The sequence below is a fragment of the Acanthopleuribacter pedis genome (assembly GCF_017377855.1).
Taxonomy (GTDB): Bacteria; Acidobacteriota; Holophagae; order Acanthopleuribacterales; family Acanthopleuribacteraceae; genus Acanthopleuribacter; species Acanthopleuribacter pedis.
In genome coordinates, this window is record NZ_JAFREP010000004.1 from 326,249 (window position 1) to 347,608 (window position 21,360).

Consider the following 21,360-nt stretch of genomic DNA (forward strand, 5'->3'; position numbering starts at 1 on the left):
TCGATGCGGTTTCCCCGGTGTTGTCCCTTGGTTTAATCCGTGGGGACGCCGAAACGAATGCGTGCGCCCAAATTAAACTGCCAACGTTGGGTTTCGAAGGTGCCGCTTTCCCCGGTCGCGATGACGAAGTCGTCGGTTTCGGTGGAGGGCACATAATCAAGGTTGGTTACCTGGCGGTCGCGGTTCTGGGTGTATAGGATCGCGGCTTCCAGGATGTAGCGACGTTGGTAGGTGTAGGACACGCCGAAAGAGTAGGAGAAACGGTCGCCGTCGGGGAAGCTGGGTTCGACGGTTTCGCTGGGCATGGCGCGACGTACGTTGGCGAGGCCGATGCGCCACAGCAGCGCCTTGCGTTGCTGGAAGTCACCGTTCAAGCGGTAGCTGTAGACCTCTTCCCAGCCGCGTGGTTCCACAATGTTTTCCCCGCCGACGGAAATCACTTGGGTTTGGTTGCCGGACCAGTCCTCGCGAGACACGTCGAATTCGATGCGGGTCCGCACGGTGACCTTGGTGGCGAAACCCACTTGAATGCGCTCCGGCAGCTCCCAGGCGGTTAAGGCGTTGGTGTCGTTGAAACTGTTGTTAAACACATCCACCGCGCGCTGGTCGTTGAGCCGCGTCAGTTGGCTGACGCGGCTGTTGCCGTCCAGGTCGAGGTCGACCGCGGACTGGTAACTGGCGCCGATGCTGAACTTGCGGCCGGGGTAATACTGAATGCCGAAAATGAAGCCGGTGCCGTCGCCGTCGGTTTCCACTTTCTGGTGCGTTTCGAAGAATAGCGGATCGGCGTTGCCGTCGATGGGCCGATTCAGGACGCGGTCATAGTTGTAGTCGGCCAGCACGTAGCGGTAGCTGAGGCCGATGGACCAAGCGTCGGTCAGGCGGAAGCCGATACCGGCGAGAATGTCTTGGGTCAAAAATTCGGAACCTCGTGAAAGGAAACGGCCGGGGAAATCGGGCTCGTCCCAGTCAAGACGGAAGTGGTTGGTGGTGGTGGTGGCGAGGCCGAGGCCGAAACGGCCCATGGGTTTGGCGTAGAACAGGGACGGCAAGGCGTCGATGCTGCCCTCTGAGTCAAAAGTGGTCTGGCCCGCGTTGCTGTAAAACGATTTGCTGAAATGGGGACGAACTGAGAAAGCCAGCTCTTGGTAAGGCAGTTGCGCCAGACCGGCGGGGTTGTGAAAAACGGCCGAGGCGTCCTCGGCGCGGGCGACGACGGCACCCGCGGCACCGGTCGATTGCACACCCTGATCGTAAATGCCGAAGCCGGAGGCGGCCAGAGGGGTGGTCAGCGACACCATCATTGTGATTAAAAGAAAAAAGAATCGTGAGCGTAAATTCATCAAACCATTCCTCAAAAAAGAATCCCTCCGTGTCGGCGAAGGAACGCGCGCGCGCCGGGGCCGGCGTGCGAGGCGACGCGCTAGCATAGCAAAATATCGGCCATGACTAAAGCGGGCGCGCGCGACCTTTGCGACGATTGTTCTTTTTCCCATTGAATCACTTTGGTGATTTGGTTAGACTGCGTCATTTAGCCCTAGCAGGGCGCCGTACTAGGGCTTTTCGACCGCGAGAACCTAAAACGGCTCGTCGCGAACCGATGCCGGGTTCCTTCTCCCAGCGCGGTTATTCCTTTTCGGTTGCAACAGAGAACCGCCGGATCGCGTTTCGCTACGGTTTGGGATCAGACCCCGCAACCCGGGTTTCGGTCCTGTTCCCCCCAATCCATCGTTATGGGAAGGTGTTCGCCTTCCAAAGAGGTTTGCCATGCTCGATCATTTAGGCGATTTGAAACGGACCCATCACTGCGGAGAACTGCGTTCTGAGCAGGTGGGCGAAAAAGTAACACTGTTAGGCTGGGTCGCCAAACGTCGCGATCTGGGGAGTTTGACCTTCATCGACATCCGCGACCGCTGGGGTTTGACCCAGTTGGTGCTCGATCCCGAATACCAAGCCGAAAGCCACGCCAAAGCCAAGTCCGTGCGCACGGAATACGTGCTTGGTGTGATCGGTGAGGTCCGCGCCCGCGACGCCAAAACCGTCAATAATAAATTGGCGACGGGCGAAGTCGAAGTCTTCGTCCAAGAGCTTTTTATTCTGAACAACGCCCAGACCACGCCTTTCCCGGTTAAAGACGATATCGACGACGTCGGCGAAGAATTACGCCTCAAGCACCGCTACTTGGATTTGCGTCGTCCCGCGCTGCAAAAGAATTTCATCCTGCGCCACCAGATTGGGTTGACCGTACGCAATTACCTCAATGCCAAAGACTTCTTGGAACTCGAAACGCCCATGCTGACCAAGTCGACGCCCGAGGGTGCCCGCGATTACTTGGTGCCCAGCCGCGTCCACAAGGGTTCTTTTTACGCCTTGCCCCAGTCGCCACAAATCTTCAAACAGTTGTTTATGGTCAGCGGTTTTGAGCGCTATTTCCAGATCACGCGTTGCTTCCGCGATGAAGACCTGCGCGCCGACCGTCAGCCCGAGTTCACCCAAATCGACATGGAAATGTCCTTTGTCCAGCCCGACGATGTGTTTAACCTGTTGGAAGGCATGATGGTTGAAGTGTTGAAGTTGCTCAACCATGATGTGCAAACGCCGTTCCCGCGCCTGCCTTACGCCGATGCGATGGACCGTTTCGGCAGCGACAAACCCGACACCCGTTACGCGATGGAATTGAAGGATTTGTCCGAGGCCGTCGCCGGTTGTAATTTCGGTGTGTTCGCCGATTGTGTCGCCAACAACGGCGTGGTCAAGGCGGTTTGCGCCCCCGGCGCCGCCTCCAAGTCGCGCAAAGAAATCGACAGTTTAGAGTCTTGGCTCAAGCAAGATTACGGGATTCGCGGTTTGGCCTGGCTCAAGTATGGTGAAAACGGTGTAACCGGCCCCATCAAAAAATTCCTCGGCGAGGAACTCTGCGTCAAGCTGTTCGAACAGGCGGGCGGCGGTCAGGGCGACATTATGTTTTTTGTTGCCGATACCCGCGAAAAAGCCAACCAAGCCTTGGGCGCCTTGCGCTGTCGCTTGGCCGAAATGCTCGACCTCATTCCCGAAAACACCTTCGAATTCTTGTGGGTTACCGACTTCCCGCTGGTCGAGTTCGACGACCAAGCCAGTCGCTATGTTGCCTTGCACCACCCCTTCACCTCGCCCAACGACGAAGACATGAACCTTCTCAAGGACGAGCCCGGTAAAGTGCGCGCCAAAGCCTACGACTTGGTCCTTAACGGTTTTGAGATTGGCGGCGGTTCTATTCGGATCCACCGTCGCGATGTTCAGGACGCGATGTTCGCGGCCCTGGGTTTGTCCCCGGAGGAAGCGGAAGAAAAGTTTGGGTTCCTGCTCAACGCGCTCAGCTATGGTGCGCCGCCCCACGGGGGGATCGCGCTGGGTTTCGACCGCATCTGCATGTTGATGTCCGGCGAGAAGAGCTTGCGTGAGGTCATCGCCTTCCCCAAAACCACTTCGGCTTATTGCTTGATGACGGAATCCCCGTCGCGGGTGGCCGTGGATCAGCTGGTTGATCTGGGTGTAACCGTCTTGCACGCACCGAAAAAAGAAAGCTAATCGTTCGTTTTACGGAACAACCGAGGCGGGGCTGTTGTCTGAAAAAGACAACAGCCCCGTTTTTTATTTTTTGGGTTTGGGTTTGGTCGGCCCGCCGCTATCGCGTCGCTTGCCAATCATATTTGGCTTTGCTAGGCTGAGTCTAAGTTTCATGATTTCAGAATTTTCCAGAAGCATTGACCATATGGGCGGTTTCCCGTCGTTGCCCAAAGAAGCGGATTATGCAACAACGTCTCCTGACCATCTGTATTCCGACCTACAACCGCGTGGATCTGCTCACCGGCACCATTCAATTTTTTTTCGATCAAATTACCTCGGGCGACCTAACCGAGAAAGTCGCCATTTCAATTACCGACAATGCTTCGACTGATGAAACACCGCAACGTATCGCCGAGATGCAACAAACGGCGCCTTGTCCGCTGCTTTACCATCGCAATGAAACCAACCTTGGTTTTGACCGGAACGTGGTGCAGGCCCTGAAAGGGGCGGAGACCCCTTGGGTTTGGACTTGCGGTGACTACAATCGTCTTTTTCCCGACGCGATTCGCCAGGTCTGTGAGGTTTTACAAGAAACCGATCCCGAGGTTTACGCTTGGGTGGCGCCGCGTGGGATCGAATTCCATCCCCCCGACCGTTTTGGGAACCACGATGTCTCGGTTTACACTATTTTCCCCAACCGCCCGCTCGCCTTCGACGTGCCCGCCGAGGACATGCTCTCGGTGCGGATCAACATGCGCGGGATGAACGATTCGATTTTTAACCGTGAGAAACTGTGGCATGTGCTCGAACACCACCAAGACCAAGTCGCCCAAGGCGTTGGCTTGCTCTACATGCACGCCTGGCTACAAGGTTTGGTCGCGCTCCATTTTCCCCATATGCGCTGCCGCGTGATGAACCGCAACATCATTCTCATGGTTAAGGTGGATCGTGGCTATAACCCGGTCGACCAGTTTTTCGACCTGTCCTACCTTGGCAACATGGTGTTTTATCGCCGGATGGTCCGTTTGGCAAAGGCGCAGGGTTTCGACAAGGCCGCCGGCTTGCTCCAGCAAATTAGCGACAGCGGCTACCTCGGTTTTTTATGGGTCATGATCGGTAATAAAATGGTCGGGAAATTTAGTTGCCACCGGCCGTTTCATTTTCTCCTGCGCTTGTTGCGTGGTTTTACCTTTAAACGATTTCTCCAGACGGCTTCGGTGTTTTTGTTGTGTTGGTTGTTGCCGCGGCGGTTGCTCGATATCTTGTTAAAGCTGTATTTTGACCTGACCCGGGGCGCGGCCGGCCGCCGTGTGTTGGCTGCCAACATCCAGGGTTTTGCCCAGAAAAGCAATCAATTTCAGATGCTGAAATACTCGGCCAAAAGTTGGATGGGGCAACGTCTGCGTGGTGAACGCATCTGACGACCTGCATCGAAAACAAGGAATCCCGCTATGATTTTCGCCATTGTCTTGCAAAGTATTGTCTCGCTGATCGTTTTGATCTTGGCCTTTTACATGTACATGGCGGTGCAGCGCGAGCAATTGCAAGGTGCGGAACAGCTTCAGGCGCTCGAAAAGGAACGCGTTTTGAGCGAGGATTTGTTGCGTTGGCACCAGGCCAAGCTGCAAGGTTTTGATATAGCCGTGACCTTGAAACAGCTCGGGGTGACCCAACTCAGCATTTACAGCGCCGACACGGCCGGCCGTTTGTTGGCCAAGGAGCTGAAAGGCAAAATGGAATTGGCCTATTTTATTGATCGCAATCCCAATGTACAGGAACGCGAAATCGACGGCTTGTTGGTGATGGGGATGTACCCACGCGACGATTATGGCGACGGGATTGTGGTTGCCCTCATGAACGACGGCGACAAAACCATGAAACGCCGATTGGAAGATTTGGGTTTGCCCGCCAAGGTGTTTTGTTTGCGCGATTTAATTGGTGCGGCCCTGCTGGAAAACGCGGGCTAATTGAAAAAACGGCGCAGGCTTTCGGCCACGATTTCGAAATGCCGTTGATCCAGACCAGGGTAAACGCCGATCCAAAAGGCGTCGTTCATGACGCGGTCCGTTTGCGTGAGCGTGGTCGCCACGCGATAGCTGTATTCGCCGCGGGCGAAATAGGGCTGGCGGGTCAGGTTTCCGGCAAAAACGAGTCGGGTCGCGATGCCGTCGCCCTCCAGGTGGTTGATTACCGCGTTGCGGCTGAAACCGCAATCCGCGCGCAACGAAAGTGGGAAGCCAAACCAGGCAGGATCGCTGTTTGGGGTTGCCTGGGGTAATTCGAAGCGATCAGACCAAGGCTCAAAAAGTGCTGAAAGGGCGGCGAAGTTCGCTTTGCGTTTCTCGATAAAGCCTTGCAGTTTATCGAGTTGAGCCAGACCAAGCGCCACGTTGAGATCGGTGTTTTTGAGGTTGTAACCAAGCTCCGCGTAGATGTATTTGTGGTCGTACCCCTCGGGTAGATCGCCCAGTTTCCAACCAAAACGTTTGCCACAGGTATTGTCTTTGCCGGTCGGGCAATAGCAATCGCGACCCCAGTCACGTAGGGCGCGGACTATTTTGGCCAAGGTATCGTCCTGGGTTAGCACCACGCCGCCCTCACCCATGGTGATGTGGTGCGCGGGATAAAAACTCACCGTGGCGAGGTCGCCGAAGGTTCCGGTGAACCGGTTGTTATAGCGGGAACCAAGCGCGTCGCAGTTGTCCTCAATCAGCCACAAATCGTGCTGGTCGCAAAAGGCGCGTACCGCTTTTAAATCAAAAGGGTTGCCCAAGGTATGTGCCAAGAAAACCGCCTTGGTTTTCGAGGAGAGCGCCGCGTTCAATTGAGACGGGTCGAGGTTATGGGTTGCGGGTAACACGTCACAGAAAACGGGTACACAGCCCACCTGCAAAATGGGATTTACCGTGGTGGGAAAACCGGCGGCCACGGTGATGACCTCGTCGCCGGGTTGGATGCGGCGTTCGCCCAAAACGTGGGAGGTTAACGCGGTGAGCGCCAGTAAGTTGGCCGATGAGCCCGAGTTAACGACCAAACAATGTTTGAGGCCCAAAAACCGCGACAAGCTCTTTTCAAAGCGCCGGCTGATTTTTCCCTCGGTCCACCAGCCGTCGAGGACCGCGCCGACACCGTACTGCAACTCTTTTTCATCAAACACCTTGCCGGATACGGGAACCCGTTTGATCGCCGCCTCCCCGCCGAAGCGGGCACGGTGGTATTTGGCGACCAACGCCATGATTTCCTGTCGGATCAGTTCGGGATTTTCCAAGGCGGGTTTACCTCACGTGGGAACTTGTTGTTGCAAGTCGGCCTCGAAGTCGGCGATATCTTGTTCGCAACGTTCTCGGATACTTCGATTTTTGGGGTTTCGGTACCAATCGGCCGTGTGTGATAGCGCCGATGCTAGCGACCAGATTGGACGCCGGCCGAGGTGTTGTTCCGCCTTTTGACTGTTGAGTTGCAGTACTTGGGCCTCGGCGCCTTGGCCTTGCTGTCGGCCCACGACCTCAAAGGTTCCCGATCCCCACAATGCGAGCCAGCGGTTGACCAGTTCCTGTACCGAAACGCAGCTCTCCGGCGTGGGTCCGAAGTTCCAGGCGTCGGCCGCCTTGTGATTGCCTGCGAGCAGCGCGGTTCCCAGCAGCAAATAACCGTAAAGTGGATCGAGACAGTGTTGCCACGGTCGGATATGGTCGGGATTGCGAATGCCGATGGGTTTTCCTTCTTGTAGCGCACGCACCATATCGGGAATCAGGCGGAAGGCTGAATCGTCCCCGCCGCCGATCACATTGCCCGCGCGCGCTTCCGCAATCAGCAGAGGTTGGGGGCGTTGTGCGGCCAAGTCGCGGTAGCAATGGGTCATCAAGGCCGCGCATGCTTTGCCGGCCGAGTAGGGATCTTTACCGCCCAGCGGGTCGTTTTCCACAAACGCATGGGTTTTGCCCAGGTTGCGGTAGCACTTATCGCTGGTCACCACCACCACGCCTTTGACGGATGTTTGGCGTCTGGCCGCTTCTAGCAAGTTGAGGGTGCCGGTGACATTGGAGGAAAAGGTAAGAAACGGTTGTTGGTAACCGGTTTGCACCAATGACTGAGCAGCGAGGTGGAAGATGAGTTCGGGTTTGAAACGGTTGACAGCCGCTTGCAGTATGCTGAAGTCGGCGACATCGCCGTACGCTTCCTCGTCGATACAGTCAAAAATACCGCGGTAGACGGTGTCGTTGGGATGGCCGTATTTGGAGAAGCCGATCACCTCGGCGCCCAGCAGGTGAAGCCATAAACTGAGCCAAGCGCCTTTGAAGCCGGTGTGTCCGGTGACCAAAACACGGCGACCGCGAAGGTTTTCCAATCGGCTCATCGGTTCGCCTCCGTTTTATGGGTTGCCGCCGGGACCAAGGCATGCGCGGTTGCTCTTAAACCCGCGGCGAGCGAAAAGCGCGCCCGCCTGCCCAGCAAGCGTTCGGTTTCGGCGGCGTCGGCGACCAAGAACGGCAAGCTGTCGGGGCGGTCGGGCCGCGCGCCGAAGCGAGCTTGGCCCGGTGTTTGAAACAGCGCTTGGGCCGCGCTGACCAGATCGCGGACCGAGGTGCCTTGGCCGGTGCCTAGATTGATCACGGTTCCGGCGTGTTGTTCCAGGGCGGCGCCCAGGAGAAGCAAGTCTTCTACCGCGTCGGCAACGTAAAGAAAATCGCGGATCTGGTTCCCAGAGGTCAGTTCCAGCGGGGTTCCGCGGCTTAAGTTGTGCAGGACATAGGGGATCAGACGTTGTGCGTGTTCGCCCGGCCCGTAGACGTGAAACAGCCGGGCGCAGGCGACCGGGACCTTTAGGGCGCGGCCGAGGCCCGCCAGCCAGGTTTCGGCCGCCAATTTAGATGCTGCATAAGGGCTGAGCGGGTTGGTGTGGGCGAAGCGGTCGGCCGGTGTTTCGCGTTTTCCGTAAACGAAACAAGAACTGGTGTGGACCAGTCCCTTGACGCCGACATTCGCGGCGCCCTCGAGCATCGCCGCCGGGCCGACCACGTGCTGTTGTAGCAGCGCGGCGGCCTTGGCATCCTCGGTAACACCCGCGGCGGCAAGGTGGAAAATACCGTTACATCCCATGCAGGCGTCTTCCCAAAGGCGTATGTCGGTTTCTTTTAAATCGCCGGGAACGACTTCGACACCCTGGATACTGCCCGACCAACCGCGTTGATGAATGGTGACGCGCACCGTGGCGCCGTATTCCAGCAGGCGGTTAACCAGGTGTCCGCCGATAAAGCCGGTTGCGCCGGTCACCAGAAAGCGTTTTCCACGGTAAAACGTGGCCGTCGCGGTCACGACCACACCTTCCAGGGTGGATGGTCACCGCGCCATAGTGTTTCCAACTGATTTTTTTCACGTAGGGTGTCCATGGGTTGCCAGAAACCGGGGTGACGGAAGGCTGCGAGTTGCCGGTCCTTGGCCAGTGCGGTTAAAGGCTTGAATTCAAAAGGCTCTTGGTCGCCTCCGATGTAGGACAGAACCTTGGGGTCAAGCACGAAAAAACCTGCGTTGACCCATGCGCCCTCGGACACCACTTTCTCGCGGAATTGTTCGACACGGTCGGTTTCGCCAAGGGTGAGGGCGCCGAAGCGACCGGGCGCGTGGCCGGCGGTGACCGTGGCAAGCAAGCCGTGCTGTTGGTGGAAGGCGACGAGTTTGCCGATGTCGACATTGGCGACGCCGTCGCCATAAGTCATCATAAAGGGTTGGCCTTCGAGGTAGGATGCGGCGCGCAGGAGGCGGCCGCCTGTTTGGGTTTCCAAGCCGGTATCGACCAGGGTGACGCGCCAGTCCTCCACTTCTTTTTGGTGGCAGGTGACCGCACCTTTGGCGGGTTCAACCGTGATATCGCTCTGTAAATAGTGGTAGTTGAGGAAGTAGTCTTTGATGAGTGCGCCTTTGTAGCCGAGGCAGATGACAAAGTCGCGAAACCCAAAAGCGGCATAAATTTTCATAATGTGCCATAGGATCGGCTTTCCACCGATCTCCACCATGGGTTTGGGACGAAATTGGGTTTCTTCGGACAGGCGCGTCCCAAAACCACCAGCCAGGATCACGACTTTCATGGCGTTTCCTTAAAAGGGGTTTGCGTGGCAGGCCATGCATATGGCGCTGAAGCAATGGGTCATCGAATGATGCATTACTGGAACTTGATGGATTTTATCAAGTTAGTGCCGGAAATGCAGCAGTGACAATGGTGCGTTCTAAACCCCTTCGTGAATCGTTGGCTATTTTTCGTCGCGGAGCACCAGCAAGGTGTCGCGGTCTATTTGGAACGGGGTACGGCAGAAGTTGCAATTAATGGTAATGCCGGCCGGATCTTTGGCCAGATCTTCCAGCTCGTCCTTGGGTAAGGCGGCGACGACCCGCACCATGCGCTCCATGCTGCAGCCACAGTGGAAACGGGTTTCGGTATCGGCGAGGTGTTTGATGGGCATATCCTCAAAGAGGAAATCCATAATCGCTTCCTCGCCGTTCCCCGCCGCGAACAATTCGCCCAAATCGCCCAATTCCATCAGCCGGTTCTCAAGCACAAACAGCAGGTTTTCGTTGGCGCCCGGCATGGCTTGAATCATTAGGCCGCCCGCGCCTTTGACACCGATCTCGGGATCTAATTTGCAGCCGAGGCGAATGCCGGTGGGGATCTGTTGGCTGTCCAGGAAATAACGGGACAGGGTTTGGGCGACTTCCCCTTCGATGTGGACCACGCTGTTGTACAGGTCGTCAACGCCTTTGATGCGGCGGGTCACTTGAAGTAGGCCGTTGCCGACGGCTTGTTGAAATAAGCCCACGTCGGGTTTGGGGTCAAAGGCGGTGGCGGGGTCTTTGGCCGTGCCGCGTACCTCGCCGAGGCTGTTGGCCTCGGCGACCAGGTAACCCATGGGGCCGTCGCCTTCAAATTTGAGTTGCGTGGTGGTTTCCACCTTGAGGTCGGAAATAAGCAGCAAGGCGCCGGTCATTGCTTGGGTGAGCAAGGTGAGGGTAATTGGGGAGCAGGCGAGGCGGTCGTATGCCGCGCGGCCGATCAGGGTGCTTTCCACCAGCACCACCTTAAAGGTTCCGTCTTCGTGCATGTAGCGTCTGATTTTTTCCGTCATGGTTCCCATTCCTTCGGTCTTTGACGCGCGATAAATCGCGCGATGGGGGCCTGTGTCAGCCCTTTTGCGCCGTCCGGCGGCCCAACATTATCTTGGTTTTCGGGATCTTTGTCCATGCGCTTCAGCCAAAAGAAGTACCGAGGGATGGGTTTTTGGCGAAAGATCTTGAGTGAAATGGCTCGAAAAAAGCGGAGGCGCACGACCGCACCCGGCAGGTGCGGGGGAGGATTTTTGCAGGCTGTTGCAACGCAAAGGTTTAGCTAAGATACCGCGAGCTATCGCGCTTCTTGGGTTCAAGGGCGCCGTTCGTGCCAAGCCATTTTTTACCTTTATCCTCGTTTCAATCTGTAATAGAATCATCTGTTCTTGACAAATAAGACCTTAGTGTCACGGGGTTTTTCGACATATGACAGAAAACAAAACACTTGACTCAGCGGTTCAGCAATTTAACAAAAAGAATTGGGAGCAGGCCGCCAAGGCGTTTAACGAGCTTTTGGCAGATGAATCGGTTACCAACCAGATTAAACACCGCATCCGTCAATACCAGGTGATTGTTGATCGCAAGCTCAACGGTTCCTCCGCCGACGATGAAGCCAGTGATATGAAATTGGTGTCCTACCACATGAACATGGGTGAGCGCGACCGCGCTCGTGAAATCCTCAACAATTCCAGTTCTATTGACGAAGGCGCCAAGTTGACCTTGCTCGCTGAGATGGCCGTGGAAGAGGAGCAGTTGGAAGAAGCGGTTTCTCTGTTGGAGAAAGCGATTGAGATCTCCACCGACAACCGTGGTTATGCTTTAAACTCGCCGGTTTTTGCCGCCGTCGTCAACCAGCCCGAGTTCGAATTTTTGCGCCAGGGCGGGGAAGAGCAACCGCAAGAAGATTAATCGTGTCGCGTGCGGTCCGTCTTTGATGCGTCGGCTCCGCCGCTTGGCTGTTTTTGGCCGCGGGTATCAACTTTTTATTGGGTTCGTTCGGTTGGAAAGCGACCGAGCGACGCCCCCTGTCTGCTCGGTGGCATCAGGTCGGTGCCGTTTTATTTTTTCGCTTTTGCCGCCTCCTGCTTGACCCCTTGCCTTTAATTGGTGAAGATGACCTTTCCTTCCTGGTTGGCGAATGCTTTCACCGCGCATCTCAGCACATACGACCCTTATCCGGGCCGTTTCTGGTTTGGATCGCGTTCTGTTTCCAAATCGCCGCCGGGGCCGATTTTGTTTCAGTAGCGAGGATCCCCCATGCATATCACTAACCTCAAGATTCAAGTGCGTGTCACCGAAGAATGGCTCGCCTGGCCGATTGCAGGTTTGACCCTGCGTGAGCGGCTCACCCGTGTCTTGCAATCTTTCAGCGAGGCACCCATTGCCTTCGTGGAGCCCGATACCCCGATTTCCTGCACCGATCACAGCGATTACCTTATCCTGGGCGGTGCTTTTCCTTTTCTCAGTAGGGGTTTGCTCCTGCAGCTTTGCGAGGGCAAAAAGTATGGCGAGCCCCGGGTTGCCTTCCCTGATAAAAACCAAAATGCAGGTGTTGCTTTTTTACCCGCTAACCACGCCCCGGTCGAGGCCGATTCGTTTCCCGCCTTTTTAGATCGTCTGTTCGATTTGGCCGATATCGACAACCAGCATTGTTTGCAAGAGGTAACCGGGCCCGTTTCCCTGAGCAGCGTTAATCAGTATGCTTTTGACCGGAAGATGGCCCAGGTCCTCCGCGAGGGCGCCATTATTCCCGTGCCCCATCAGGTCTTTATTGAGGAGACTGTCACGGTTGAGGCTGGTGCCGTTATCGCACCCAATGTGTACCTTGGTGGGACGACTTACTTGGCCACGGGCGCTCGGGTTGAGATGGGTTCTGTCTTGCGCGACGCCGTGGTTGCCTTCGGTGCACAGGTTAAGCCCTACTGTGTGTTGGAAAAGTGCAAGGTGGGGGCAGGTGCCGCCGTGGGTCCCTTTGCACATTTGCGAGAGGGCACTGACTTGGGCGAGGATGTCAAGGTAGGCAACTTCGTGGAAACCAAAAAAGCGACGTTGGGAGCCGGCAGCAAGGCGAGCCACTTGACCTATTTAGGGGACGCTGTGATTGGTCGGCATTGCAATATCGGCGCGGGCACGATTACGTGCAACTACGATGGGTTCAGCAAGCATCAAACCGAGCTGGGAGAGGGCGTGTTCATCGGCTCCGGCAGCCAGCTGGTGGCGCCGGTCACGCTGGGGGACGGCAGTTATGTCGCCGCGGGCAGTGCCGTTACCCATGATGTTCCCGCCAATGCCTTGGCCGTTGCCCGTTCCAAGCAGGCCAATAAAGAAGACCGTGCTGAAACCATTCGCCGCATGGCGCGCAAAAAAGCAGCGCGAACGGATAGCGAATAACCCCGTGCTTCGCCCGCATTTCTCACCAGAATTCGTCGCGAGGCTTTGAAATTACTGTGAGTGCACAGGTTGCGACCGAAGGAAAACGCAGCGGGGCCGACCTATCGCGGGGCCGACCTATCGCGGGGCCGACCTTTCGGCGTAGCAGCGCTACGTCGAGGCTGCCCCACCGTTGCTTTGCAAGGGTGCAACCAAGTAACCTAAGTAATCGCAGTTCTTTCAGCGCCGGAGCAGAGCTTTTGGTGAGAAATGCGGGTTAGTCGTGCCGCGAGAACATGTTAGGGTTCTTTTGCCGGTACCGCGGGGTTTGTTTTCCAGGGCTTGTGGGTGGACCCCTCATCGGGGTCGCTGCACGCTTGTTTTTGCGGCAGAATCGTCGCGAATGAAATTGCTTCATCCCGTGTGTTACACGATGGTGGGCGGCGCCTTTAGCTCTTTTCTCGCGGGTGCCGCGGGAAGAGCGCCTTGCGAAACCGAAGGTTGCGTTCGGTGGGTTGGTGCGACGCTTGGGCGGCGTTCGTGCTGAAGGCGGCGGGAAATAACGGAGGATTTATGTTGCTGAAAGGGAAGAAGATTTTAATTTTAGGTATTGCCAATCACCGCTCCATCGCGGCAGGTATTGCCAAGGTCTGTGCCGCCCAAGGCGCACAGCTTGCCCTCACTTATCTCAATGATCGTTTTTTGAAGTCTGTTGAAAAAATTGCCACCGACTTTGAAAACCCTTTATTGTTGCCTTGTGATGTCAACCAAGACGATCAGGTGGTCGCTTTGTTTGATCGCATTAAGGAGGAATGGGGTCATTTGGACGGTTTGGTCCATTCCATTGCCTTCGCGGATCAAAACGACTTAAAAGGTTCCTTTGAAGAGACCAGCCGGGACGGTTTCCTGTTGGCGCACAATGTTTCGGCCTATTCATTGCCGTTGTTGGCCAACCATGCCAAGCCGCTTATGGCGGAACGGGGTGGCAGCATTCTTTGTATGAGTTATCTGGGTGGCGAGCGTGTGGTGACCAATTACAACGTGATGGGTGTTGCCAAGGCTTCTCTGGAAATGTCGGCCAAATATTTGGCGGCGAGTATGGGTGAGCACAACATTCGTGTCAACATCGTGTCGCCGGGTCCCATTAAAACCTTGGCGGCCTCGGGGATTGCCGGGTTCCGCTCCATTCTCGACGAGGTGAAAGAACGCAACCCATTGAAGCGCAATGTCGACCCCAACGATGTGGGTAACGTCAGCGCCTTCTTGTTGAGTGATTTTGCGAGCGCGGTGACCGGTGAAACCATTCACGTTGATGCGGGTTATCACATCCTTGGAATGTAGCTTGGAAAACAAAAAACCCCGGCGATTGCCGGGGTTTCTGTGATTTGATTCAGGTTCGATTATTTAATTTTTTCATCCAAGTGCTGGACATAATCCAGTGGGCCGCCGGGGCGATAGCCGGTGGTCAGGAGGACCTGTTCCTTGGCGTCGATCATCAGGATCGTGGGAAAACCGCGAATGCGGTAGCGGCTGGCCAATTTGTCGTTCTGGACCATCTGTTCTTGGGGCAATTTGCTGTATTTGGGGAAGTCGACCTTGAGCAAGACCAGCTTTTCTTCGGCGTAATCGTCAAAGGTGTCCTTGGAGAAGACCTCGCGGTCGAGGCGTTTGCACCAGCCGCACCAGTCACTGCCGGTGAAGTTGATTAAAATAACCTTATTTTCGCGTTTCGCGATTTCCAAGGCTTGGTTGTAGTCGGTAATCCAGGCATCGTCGCCGGCGACGGCGGAAGCGCCCAAAAAAAGCAATGCCGGCAAGAGGGCTTTCCAAATTCGTTTCATAAGCTTCTCCCGTTGATGGTGAACCCGAGCCGCGGCTCCGGGTGGGTTGCTCGTTCGCCTTTGGGCGGAAAACCATGCCGGCCGGGCGATTGACGAGGGTGAACCCGTGGTGGTTCCCATCTTAAACACCCATATTGTACATGATCTTCCAAAATCCCGAAAAAAAGGTTCGGCGCATACGGTGGTCCGCGCAAATCCCACGCCGGCTAACTTAAGCAGGACCCGTGCCACGCTTAAAAAGCTTCCTAAATAAATAAAGCTCGGGGGAGCAGCCCCGAGCCTTATGTAATCCGAACTTCTATGGATTAAGATTCTGTTGTTTTGCCGTCGCTTTGGGATAAAGCTGAGGCACGCGTTCTTGTGAAAGATACGATGACTCGTGACGGCAGCCGACAAATAATCGCACGGATCGGGTGCTGTTGGAAGTCCTCTTTTCCAAAAAAATCGGAAAAACATGGATTCGCTGAGATCGTCCCATCGTGTCCCGATTCTTAGCCCAAAAAAATGGCCGCTGATCAACGAGGTGGAGGCAATCCTCTTGATGAATCGCCCCGTGGTAGTAAAGAACTTAACACGCATGAGGGACTTCGAGAGGGTCGTCGAAAGGGGGATTGTCGCTGTGTGCGCTGAAAAACGCTGCTGACAGGTTTGTCGTCGCTAAGGGGCGAGGTAAGGGTCGCTTAATCGTCTTTTTGGGTGTAATGAACCGTGGTTCGGTTGGTGTCTTTCTGCCTTTGTGACGTCAAATGGGCATGCCGCGCGGCGGTCGTCCGTCGCGGCATGCCCTCGCTTTTTGGGAACCTCTATCGAGATTTTAGGTTGAGGATGAATTTGGGTGCCTTGGGGAAACGCCTGAGGTTGTTTTCCCCGTGCCCGATTTTTGGTTTGCTCAGAAAAACCGTGGATCGTTTACGGCGCGGCCACAGCCGCGGGGCGGCCATCCGCTTTACTCAGTCGAGCTATACGCGACGTCGCGCAGCTGCGCCGAAAGGTCGGCCCGTTTGCGCTTGGTCGTCACCTTCGTACTCACCAGCTTTTCGGCTTCTCGCGACGAATCCTCGTGATAAATGTGGACTTAGGTTTGTGACGCTTGTTTTTTGGCCGCCTCTTGTTGCTCTTCCTCCATCTTGCGGAACAGGTATTGAAGGTCGCGGAAGCCGCCGATGGTGACCCATACCGAAAGGATCGCGAAGAGCGCCAGTACTATGAAAAAAATGACCTTCCAAAACAACATCCAGCTTTCCATCTTAGACCTCCTCGGCGGTTTGTCGGTACAGGTTGGTTTCTTGTAGGGCTTGGGTGGATTCGGCGCGGTCTGGGAACAGCAGCGATCCAACCACCATCACGATCATCGAAAACAGGACCGTCATCAGGCCGATGCGTTCACCGGAAACATTCCAGCCCAACATCTCCTGAACCGGGCCCAGGCCGGTGATGGCGAAGATGCCGCTCAGCAAAGCCATGAAGGCGCCGGTTGAGCTGGCGCGTTTCCAGTAGAGGCCGCCGACCAGCACCGCGAAGGAGCCGGTGAAATAAATCGCCCCTGTTACCGCCATGTAATCCCAAATATCATCGCGACCCTTGTAGGCCAAACCCCAGTAGAGGATGTATACGCCGATGGCGACGATGGCAATGCGCGTGCATTTGATGCGAGCGGCCGCGCTCATGTCCTCGCGGCGCAAGGGGGCGATGATGTCTTGGGTGATGACGGAAGACCAGGCCAGCAGGTAGGAGTCGTGGGTGGACATAAACGCCGCGATCATCGCTGCTGAAATCAAACCCAGGAGGCCGGCCGGAATCATGCGGCCCAGCAGGATCGGCATCGCATAAAGGTTGTTGACCGCCTCACCGCCCGCTGCTGGGAAAAAGGCTGCTTTGAGTTCCGGTGCCTGGCTTGCAATGTACACAAAGGCCGCGATACCCAGAAAGTTGGGGACCAGGAAGCGAACCATAAAGGAAATGGACGAGAACATATATTGTTTGCGAACGGTTTGGGAATCTTTGGCCGCGAGCGCACGGGCGACCGCCGTCGGCCAAATCGCGCAACTCACCAGGCCCGCCGTGAAGGCCATCCACAGCACGTATTCCAGCCCAAAATTACCTTCCGCCGCGAAGGGGTCGAAGCCGGCCGGGCCCATTTCGGCGGCGACCGTGTTAAACAGGTTGTCCCAGCCGATAAACTGAATCGCCAAAGCCGTGGCGACCAGCAAACCCACCGAAAGCACCACGAATTGAATGTAATCGGTGACGACGACCGAGAACATGCCGCCAAGGGTGGTGTAGACCAAAACCAGAATCAGCAAGGTGGTCATGACCAGTGGGAGCGCCCAGCCCTGGGCCGAAAGGCCGGTAACGCCGACGATAAAAATAGAACCGACCTTGAGAAACAAACCCATGTTGAGAATGCCGCCCAGGGCCAGCATGATCCCGCCCAGCACCCGCGTTTTGCGGTCGAACCGTTTTTCATAATATTCAGGAATGGTGAGGACCTCGGTATCGCGTAGCTTGGCGACAATAAACCCGGAGATGCCCACCAAGAAGGTGACAATTCCCGCGACCAGGGCGATGTGGAAGGCGGCGAAACCGCCGGTGAACCCCTTTTGGGCGCTGTACATGACCGTCACCAACCCCATCTCGGTGCCGGTCATGGTGGCGATACCGAGGCAGGTGCCGATGGCTCGGCCGGCCCCAATGTAATTGGTCATGTCGACGACGTATTTACGAACGAAGAGCCCGATGACCAGGGAAATACTGAGATAAACGAGGACGATGCCCCAATCAAGGGGGGTGAAGTTGGTTTGGCCGAGAACGGCGACGGTGGAGTCCTGCATCGTAACTTCCTTAGCGAATTAGTTAATTGAAAATACAAAAATGGTTCTCGCTCGTCAAGGTCCGATTGTTGCGGTTTTTTGATCTTTCGTGTCTGAATAAAGTTACGGCTGCTAGGTTTTGCTTTTTTGCCGAATAATTGGCCTTTTTGTCGCGCTTTTGAGGTCACGCCCCCCCAAAGCCTTGATTTTTTCCTTGTCAAGGTGATGTGGCCTGGTTACAATGCGACATCTTGTTTGTTAAATGAAAAAACAAACTACGAGGTAGCACATGTTTTCCCCCTCCCTCAAAAAGACGGGTTCTTCCCCCGTTGATTCCAATAAAAACACGATTACCATCGGTATGGATATCGGGGGGACTAATTGTGATATTGGTTTTGTCAATCAACATGGTACCTGTTTGCAACACCTTTCACTACCAACCCAAAACGGCACCGCCTTCGAGGGGTTTCGCGATGCGGCCCTGCGTTTGATTCGCGAGCAACTGCGGCAACTTCCCACCTATCAATGTGTCGCCATGGGGATTGCCGCTCCCGGTGCCAATTCGCGCAACGGTCGGGTTAGCGACCCATCCAACCTGGGTTGGCCCGACGTTGATTTAACCGAGGCCTTCGGCCGTTACCTTCCTTTTCCGATCTATGTCACCAACGATGCCAACGCCGCCGCGCTCGGCGAGAAAAAATATGGGGCCGCCAAGGATATGGACAACTTCGTGTTGCTCACCCTCGGCACCGGGCTTGGCGCCGGCATTTTTGTCGACGGGAACCTGCTGCTGGGCCGCTCCGGTTTTGGCGGTGAGCTGGGCCATACCCGTATTTCCGACGAAAGCCGCCTGTGTGGCTGTGGTCAAATGGGTTGTTTGGAAACTTATGTTTCGGCCACGGGTCTGCGCCGCACGGTGATGGAACTTATTGCCAAATACGGACAAAGCGCGGGTGCCCTGGCCCACCTCGATTTTCACCAACTCAGCGCCGAACGCGTTGGGGTCGCCGCCGCCGACGGCGACATTCTCGCCTTGGAAGCATTTGAAAAAACCGGCGCGGTGCTCGGCAAGAAAATGGCCGATTGGGCCACCGTGCTCGATCCCGAGGCTTTTATTCTGTTTGGCGGCCTCACCCGAGCCGGCGAATTTCTGCTCGATCCCGTTCAGCGCAGCTTCCAAAAAGCCCTCTCCAACTTTCTTCGGGATCCGATTCCCGTGGTCTTGTCCGGTGTGCCCCACGGCGAAGCCGCCGTGTTAGGGGCCTGTCACATATCAGAATTTCTCCACCAGATTCAGGAGGTTTGAGCCATGGATGTTTGTCTCGCGTCAACCGGTTCGGTTGTGGAGCGCGCGCTCCAAGAACACTACGGTCAAAAGGACCGCTACGCGCCGGCTGAGAAACTGCGCACCTTGGTGGTCGAGAACTTTCCCGCGCTCGGCAAGGTCACCGCGCTGCGATTTTTGGAATGGGTTCAGGGTCATCCCGAGGGCAGTGTTGCCCTTCCGACCGGTAAAACACCGGAACACTTTATCAAATGGACCCAACACCTACTCGAAACCTGGGAGCGCCCCGAAACGCGGTCTCTGCTGGAAACCTACGGCATTGAGCCGGGGCTCAAGCCGCGCCTCGACGGTTTGCATTTCGTCCAAATTGACGAGTTTTATCCGATTCACGGTTGGCAAACCAACAGCTTCTTTCATTACGTCAATAAATACTATCTGACCCCCTTTGGCTTCGATCCCAACAAAGCCTTGCTGATCAATCCCGATGAAATCGGCCTGCGCGAGGGTGAAACCTTGGAATCGGTTTGGGGCGAAGACGGGGTCGACCTTTCGCTACGCACCCGGGCGCCTCGCAACGCCGCCGAGCAGCGGCGCCAACGCCTGCTGGCCGAGGTTGACGATTTTTGCAGCGATTACGAAAGCCGCATTCGCGCCTTGGGCGGGATTGGTTTCTTCCTCGGCGGGATCGGGCCCGACGGACACATTGGTTTTAATGTGCGTGGATCCGACCACTATTCCACAACCCGCTTGTGCGAAACCAACTATGAAACCCAAGCCGCGGCCGCGGGTGATCTGGGCGGCATTGAGGTGTCCGGCAAACGCTTGGTCATTACCATCGGGCTCGGCACCATCACCTACAACCCGGAGGCGGCCGCGCTCATCATCGCGGCCGGGGAGGCCAAGGCGCCGATTGTAAAAACCGCGATTGAAAGCGAAGCCGGCAACCAAGTTCCCGCTTCCGCCTTGCAGCCCCTCAAAAACGCCTGCTTTTTCATCACGACCGGCGCCGCCAAGAGCTTGACGGAGCGCCGTCATCGCGAGTTTGCCGCCAACGCCGAGGACCCTGCTGAACACGGGCGCATTCTTATCGACGCCGCCCTGCAAAGTCACAAGACGGTGGCACGGGTGACCCGCGAGGAAACCGCGCGGTTGCGTTCCGGCCCACTCCTCCTGGAGAAACTCGGAACCGATTTTGAGGTGTCTCGCGAGGCGGTCCAGCTCCGGCTTCAGGAAAAAATTCGCAGAGGTTTGACCAATCCGACCGGTGAACGCATTTTTCACACCGCGCCCCACCATGACGACATCATGCTGGGTTACCTGCCCTACCTGTTGCAGTTCATTCACGACCCCGCCAACAGCCACAGCTTTAACTACCTAACCAGTGGTTTCAACGCGGTGACCAATGACTTTATGGCGACGCGTTGCCGCTGGGCCCGTCGCGCCTTGGTGACCGAACCGGCCGCGACTTGGTTGCATCTGGGTGACGCCGCCGCGGACCAAGGTGTACGTCAGGTTCAGGTTCAGCGCTACCTCGACGGCTTGGCCAATCAGGACGAAACCTTGTGTGAAACCCAGGTGGGCTTGCGGTTCCTGCATCTGGTCCAAGAGATTTTTGGGGATAGCTGGGGGGTGGCCGACGATCTTACCCCGGTTCGCGATCAACTCGATGCCCTGGAAACTATCTTCAAGACCACCTATCCCGGCAAAAAAGACGCCGCCCCGATCCAAAAACTCAAGGGGGCCTTGCGCGAATGGGAAGCAGAGGTGTTGTGGGGTCATCTTGGGTTTGGGCTCGGTCATGTGCGCCACGAGCGCCTGGGGTTCTACAAAGGCGACATTTTTACCGAGGAGCCCGAGGTGAATCGCGATGTCAAACCCTTGTTGGAGCGGTTACGCCGTGAAAAACCAACCGTGGTCACCGTGGCCTTTGATCCCGAGGGGAGTGGCCCCGACACCCACTACAAGGTGATGCAGGCCGTCGCGGAGGCGTTGCGACGCTACCGCGACGAAACCGGCGACAACCAAATCCGCGTTTGGGGTTACCGCAATGTGTGGTACCGCTTCCACGCGGAGGAAACCGACCTGATCGTGCCGGTAAGCCTCGGCCAAATCGCCGAACTCAACACCCTGTTTATGAACGCGTTCGCCTCACAACGGGAAGCCTCATTCCCCAGCTACGCCTACCAGGGTCCGTTTTCGGAGTTGGCGGCCCAAATTTTGGTCGAACAATACGAACACGTAAAACAACTGCTAGGGGCCGAGTGGCTTCAAAACCACCCCGATCCCCGCGTCCGCGCGGCGCGTGGTTTCCAGTATTTGGTCGAAATGGACCTGGATACCTTTTTCGGCAAAACCCGCGCTCTCAAACGCTCCATCGGCTAAAACCCTTTCCGACCAAGACCTTGTCCTA

General features: G+C 56.2%; 17 protein-coding genes. 8 read left to right on the top strand and 9 right to left on the bottom strand.

The window, feature by feature from the left end; translation table 11 throughout:
* Window positions 1-32: 32 nt before the first annotated feature.
* Window positions 33-1,343, bottom strand: coding sequence for an OmpP1/FadL family transporter (locus J3U88_RS06145; RefSeq protein ID WP_207857600.1), 1,311 nt, complete (start codon window positions 1,341-1,343; stop codon window positions 33-35).
* Between the two features lie 424 nt (window positions 1,344-1,767).
* Here J3U88_RS06145 and aspS point away from each other — a divergent pair, with 424 nt between their 5' ends.
* From aspS to J3U88_RS06160, 3 genes are all read left to right on the top strand, one after another.
* Window positions 1,768-3,567: an aspartate--tRNA ligase gene (gene aspS, locus J3U88_RS06150; protein WP_207857602.1), complete on the top strand. Its 1,800-nt coding sequence runs from the start codon at window positions 1,768-1,770 to the stop codon at window positions 3,565-3,567.
* 221 nt (window positions 3,568-3,788) lie between these two features.
* Window positions 3,789-4,967 (top strand): glycosyltransferase, encoded by a 1,179-nt coding sequence (locus tag J3U88_RS06155; protein ID WP_207857603.1) that lies wholly within the window; start codon window positions 3,789-3,791, stop codon window positions 4,965-4,967.
* Between the two features lie 30 nt (window positions 4,968-4,997).
* The gene (locus tag J3U88_RS06160; RefSeq protein ID WP_207857605.1) at window positions 4,998-5,513 is read left to right on the top strand and encodes a nucleoside-diphosphate sugar epimerase/dehydratase; all 516 of its coding nucleotides are present in this window, start codon (window positions 4,998-5,000) and stop codon (window positions 5,511-5,513) included.
* Here the strand turns inward: J3U88_RS06160 and rfbH are convergent.
* The 5 genes from rfbH to J3U88_RS06185 all read right to left on the bottom strand — a co-directional run bounded on the left by rfbH (window position 5,510) and on the right by J3U88_RS06185 (window position 10,664).
* Entirely contained in the window at window positions 5,510-6,814 is a 1,305-nt protein-coding gene (gene rfbH, locus J3U88_RS06165) for a lipopolysaccharide biosynthesis protein RfbH (protein WP_243435805.1), read from the bottom strand. The two genes, J3U88_RS06160 and rfbH, sit on opposite strands and share 4 nt — an antisense overlap.
* A 12-nt stretch (window positions 6,815-6,826) precedes the next feature.
* Window positions 6,827-7,903 (bottom strand): CDP-glucose 4,6-dehydratase, encoded by a 1,077-nt coding sequence (rfbG, locus tag J3U88_RS06170; protein ID WP_207857606.1) that lies wholly within the window; start codon window positions 7,901-7,903, stop codon window positions 6,827-6,829.
* A complete protein-coding gene (locus tag J3U88_RS06175; RefSeq protein ID WP_207857607.1) occupies window positions 7,900-8,862 on the bottom strand; it encodes an NAD-dependent epimerase/dehydratase family protein in 963 nt (320 codons plus the stop codon). The genes rfbG and J3U88_RS06175 overlap by 4 nt, the downstream gene beginning before the upstream one ends.
* Complete coding sequence (gene rfbF / locus J3U88_RS06180) at window positions 8,859-9,632, bottom strand: glucose-1-phosphate cytidylyltransferase (protein ID WP_207857608.1); 774 nt, start codon at window positions 9,630-9,632, stop codon at window positions 8,859-8,861. The genes J3U88_RS06175 and rfbF overlap by 4 nt, the downstream gene beginning before the upstream one ends.
* Before the next feature lie 162 nt (window positions 9,633-9,794).
* On the bottom strand, window positions 9,795-10,664 hold the full coding sequence (locus tag J3U88_RS06185; protein ID WP_207857609.1) for an Hsp33 family molecular chaperone HslO: 870 nt from the start codon (window positions 10,662-10,664) through the stop codon (window positions 9,795-9,797).
* A gap of 406 nt (window positions 10,665-11,070) precedes the next feature.
* Between J3U88_RS06185 and J3U88_RS06190 the strand changes: the two genes are divergently transcribed.
* The 3 genes from J3U88_RS06190 (at window position 11,071) to J3U88_RS06200 (ending at window position 14,355) form a co-directional block, all read left to right on the top strand.
* Complete coding sequence (locus J3U88_RS06190; RefSeq protein WP_207857610.1) at window positions 11,071-11,553, top strand: hypothetical protein; 483 nt, start codon at window positions 11,071-11,073, stop codon at window positions 11,551-11,553.
* A gap of 348 nt (window positions 11,554-11,901) precedes the next feature.
* Complete coding sequence (locus tag J3U88_RS06195; RefSeq protein ID WP_207857611.1) at window positions 11,902-13,035, top strand: DapH/DapD/GlmU-related protein; 1,134 nt, start codon at window positions 11,902-11,904, stop codon at window positions 13,033-13,035.
* 552 nt (window positions 13,036-13,587) lie between these two features.
* Window positions 13,588-14,355 carry an enoyl-ACP reductase FabI gene (locus tag J3U88_RS06200; protein WP_207857612.1) on the top strand — a complete coding sequence of 256 codons (768 nt, stop codon included), beginning with the start codon at window positions 13,588-13,590 and terminating at the stop codon, window positions 14,353-14,355.
* 59 nt (window positions 14,356-14,414) lie between these two features.
* Here J3U88_RS06200 and J3U88_RS06205 read toward each other — a convergent pair whose 3' ends face one another.
* The 3 genes from J3U88_RS06205 to J3U88_RS06215 form a co-directional block, all read right to left on the bottom strand.
* Window positions 14,415-14,855: a thioredoxin family protein gene (locus J3U88_RS06205; protein ID WP_207857613.1), complete on the bottom strand. Its 441-nt coding sequence runs from the start codon at window positions 14,853-14,855 to the stop codon at window positions 14,415-14,417.
* Between the two features lie 1,075 nt (window positions 14,856-15,930).
* On the bottom strand, window positions 15,931-16,101 hold the full coding sequence (locus J3U88_RS06210) for a hypothetical protein (protein WP_207857614.1): 171 nt from the start codon (window positions 16,099-16,101) through the stop codon (window positions 15,931-15,933).
* A 1-nt stretch (window position 16,102) separates the two neighbouring features.
* Window positions 16,103-17,686, bottom strand: coding sequence for a sodium:solute symporter family protein (locus J3U88_RS06215; protein WP_207857616.1), 1,584 nt, complete (start codon window positions 17,684-17,686; stop codon window positions 16,103-16,105).
* 268 nt (window positions 17,687-17,954) lie between these two features.
* Between J3U88_RS06215 and J3U88_RS06220 the strand changes: the two genes are divergently transcribed.
* Both J3U88_RS06220 and J3U88_RS06225 read left to right on the top strand, forming a co-directional pair.
* Entirely contained in the window at window positions 17,955-18,971 is a 1,017-nt protein-coding gene (locus J3U88_RS06220) for an ROK family protein (protein WP_207857618.1), read from the top strand.
* A gap of 3 nt (window positions 18,972-18,974) precedes the next feature.
* Entirely contained in the window at window positions 18,975-21,332 is a 2,358-nt protein-coding gene (locus J3U88_RS06225) for a hypothetical protein (RefSeq protein WP_207857620.1), read from the top strand.
* The last annotated feature ends 28 nt before the right edge of the window (window positions 21,333-21,360 follow it).

Coding starts and splice junctions, on each gene's coding strand:
- aspS (WP_207857602.1), top strand. CDS start 1,768: ATGCTCGATCATTTAGGCGATTTGAAACGGACCCATCACTGCGGAGAA.
- J3U88_RS06210 (WP_207857614.1), bottom strand. CDS start 16,101: ATGGAAAGCTGGATGTTGTTTTGGAAGGTCATTTTTTTCATAGTACTG.
- J3U88_RS06200 (WP_207857612.1), top strand. CDS start 13,588: ATGTTGCTGAAAGGGAAGAAGATTTTAATTTTAGGTATTGCCAATCAC.
- J3U88_RS06215 (WP_207857616.1), bottom strand. CDS start 17,686: ATGCAGGACTCCACCGTCGCCGTTCTCGGCCAAACCAACTTCACCCCC.
- J3U88_RS06205 (WP_207857613.1), bottom strand. CDS start 14,855: ATGAAACGAATTTGGAAAGCCCTCTTGCCGGCATTGCTTTTTTTGGGC.
- J3U88_RS06195 (WP_207857611.1), top strand. CDS start 11,902: ATGCATATCACTAACCTCAAGATTCAAGTGCGTGTCACCGAAGAATGG.
- rfbG (WP_207857606.1), bottom strand. CDS start 7,903: ATGAGCCGATTGGAAAACCTTCGCGGTCGCCGTGTTTTGGTCACCGGA.
- J3U88_RS06190 (WP_207857610.1), top strand. CDS start 11,071: ATGACAGAAAACAAAACACTTGACTCAGCGGTTCAGCAATTTAACAAA.
- J3U88_RS06155 (WP_207857603.1), top strand. CDS start 3,789: ATGCAACAACGTCTCCTGACCATCTGTATTCCGACCTACAACCGCGTG.
- J3U88_RS06225 (WP_207857620.1), top strand. CDS start 18,975: ATGGATGTTTGTCTCGCGTCAACCGGTTCGGTTGTGGAGCGCGCGCTC.
- J3U88_RS06185 (WP_207857609.1), bottom strand. CDS start 10,664: ATGACGGAAAAAATCAGACGCTACATGCACGAAGACGGAACCTTTAAG.
- rfbF (WP_207857608.1), bottom strand. CDS start 9,632: ATGAAAGTCGTGATCCTGGCTGGTGGTTTTGGGACGCGCCTGTCCGAA.
- J3U88_RS06160 (WP_207857605.1), top strand. CDS start 4,998: ATGATTTTCGCCATTGTCTTGCAAAGTATTGTCTCGCTGATCGTTTTG.
- J3U88_RS06145 (WP_207857600.1), bottom strand. CDS start 1,343: ATGAATTTACGCTCACGATTCTTTTTTCTTTTAATCACAATGATGGTG.
- J3U88_RS06220 (WP_207857618.1), top strand. CDS start 17,955: ATGTTTTCCCCCTCCCTCAAAAAGACGGGTTCTTCCCCCGTTGATTCC.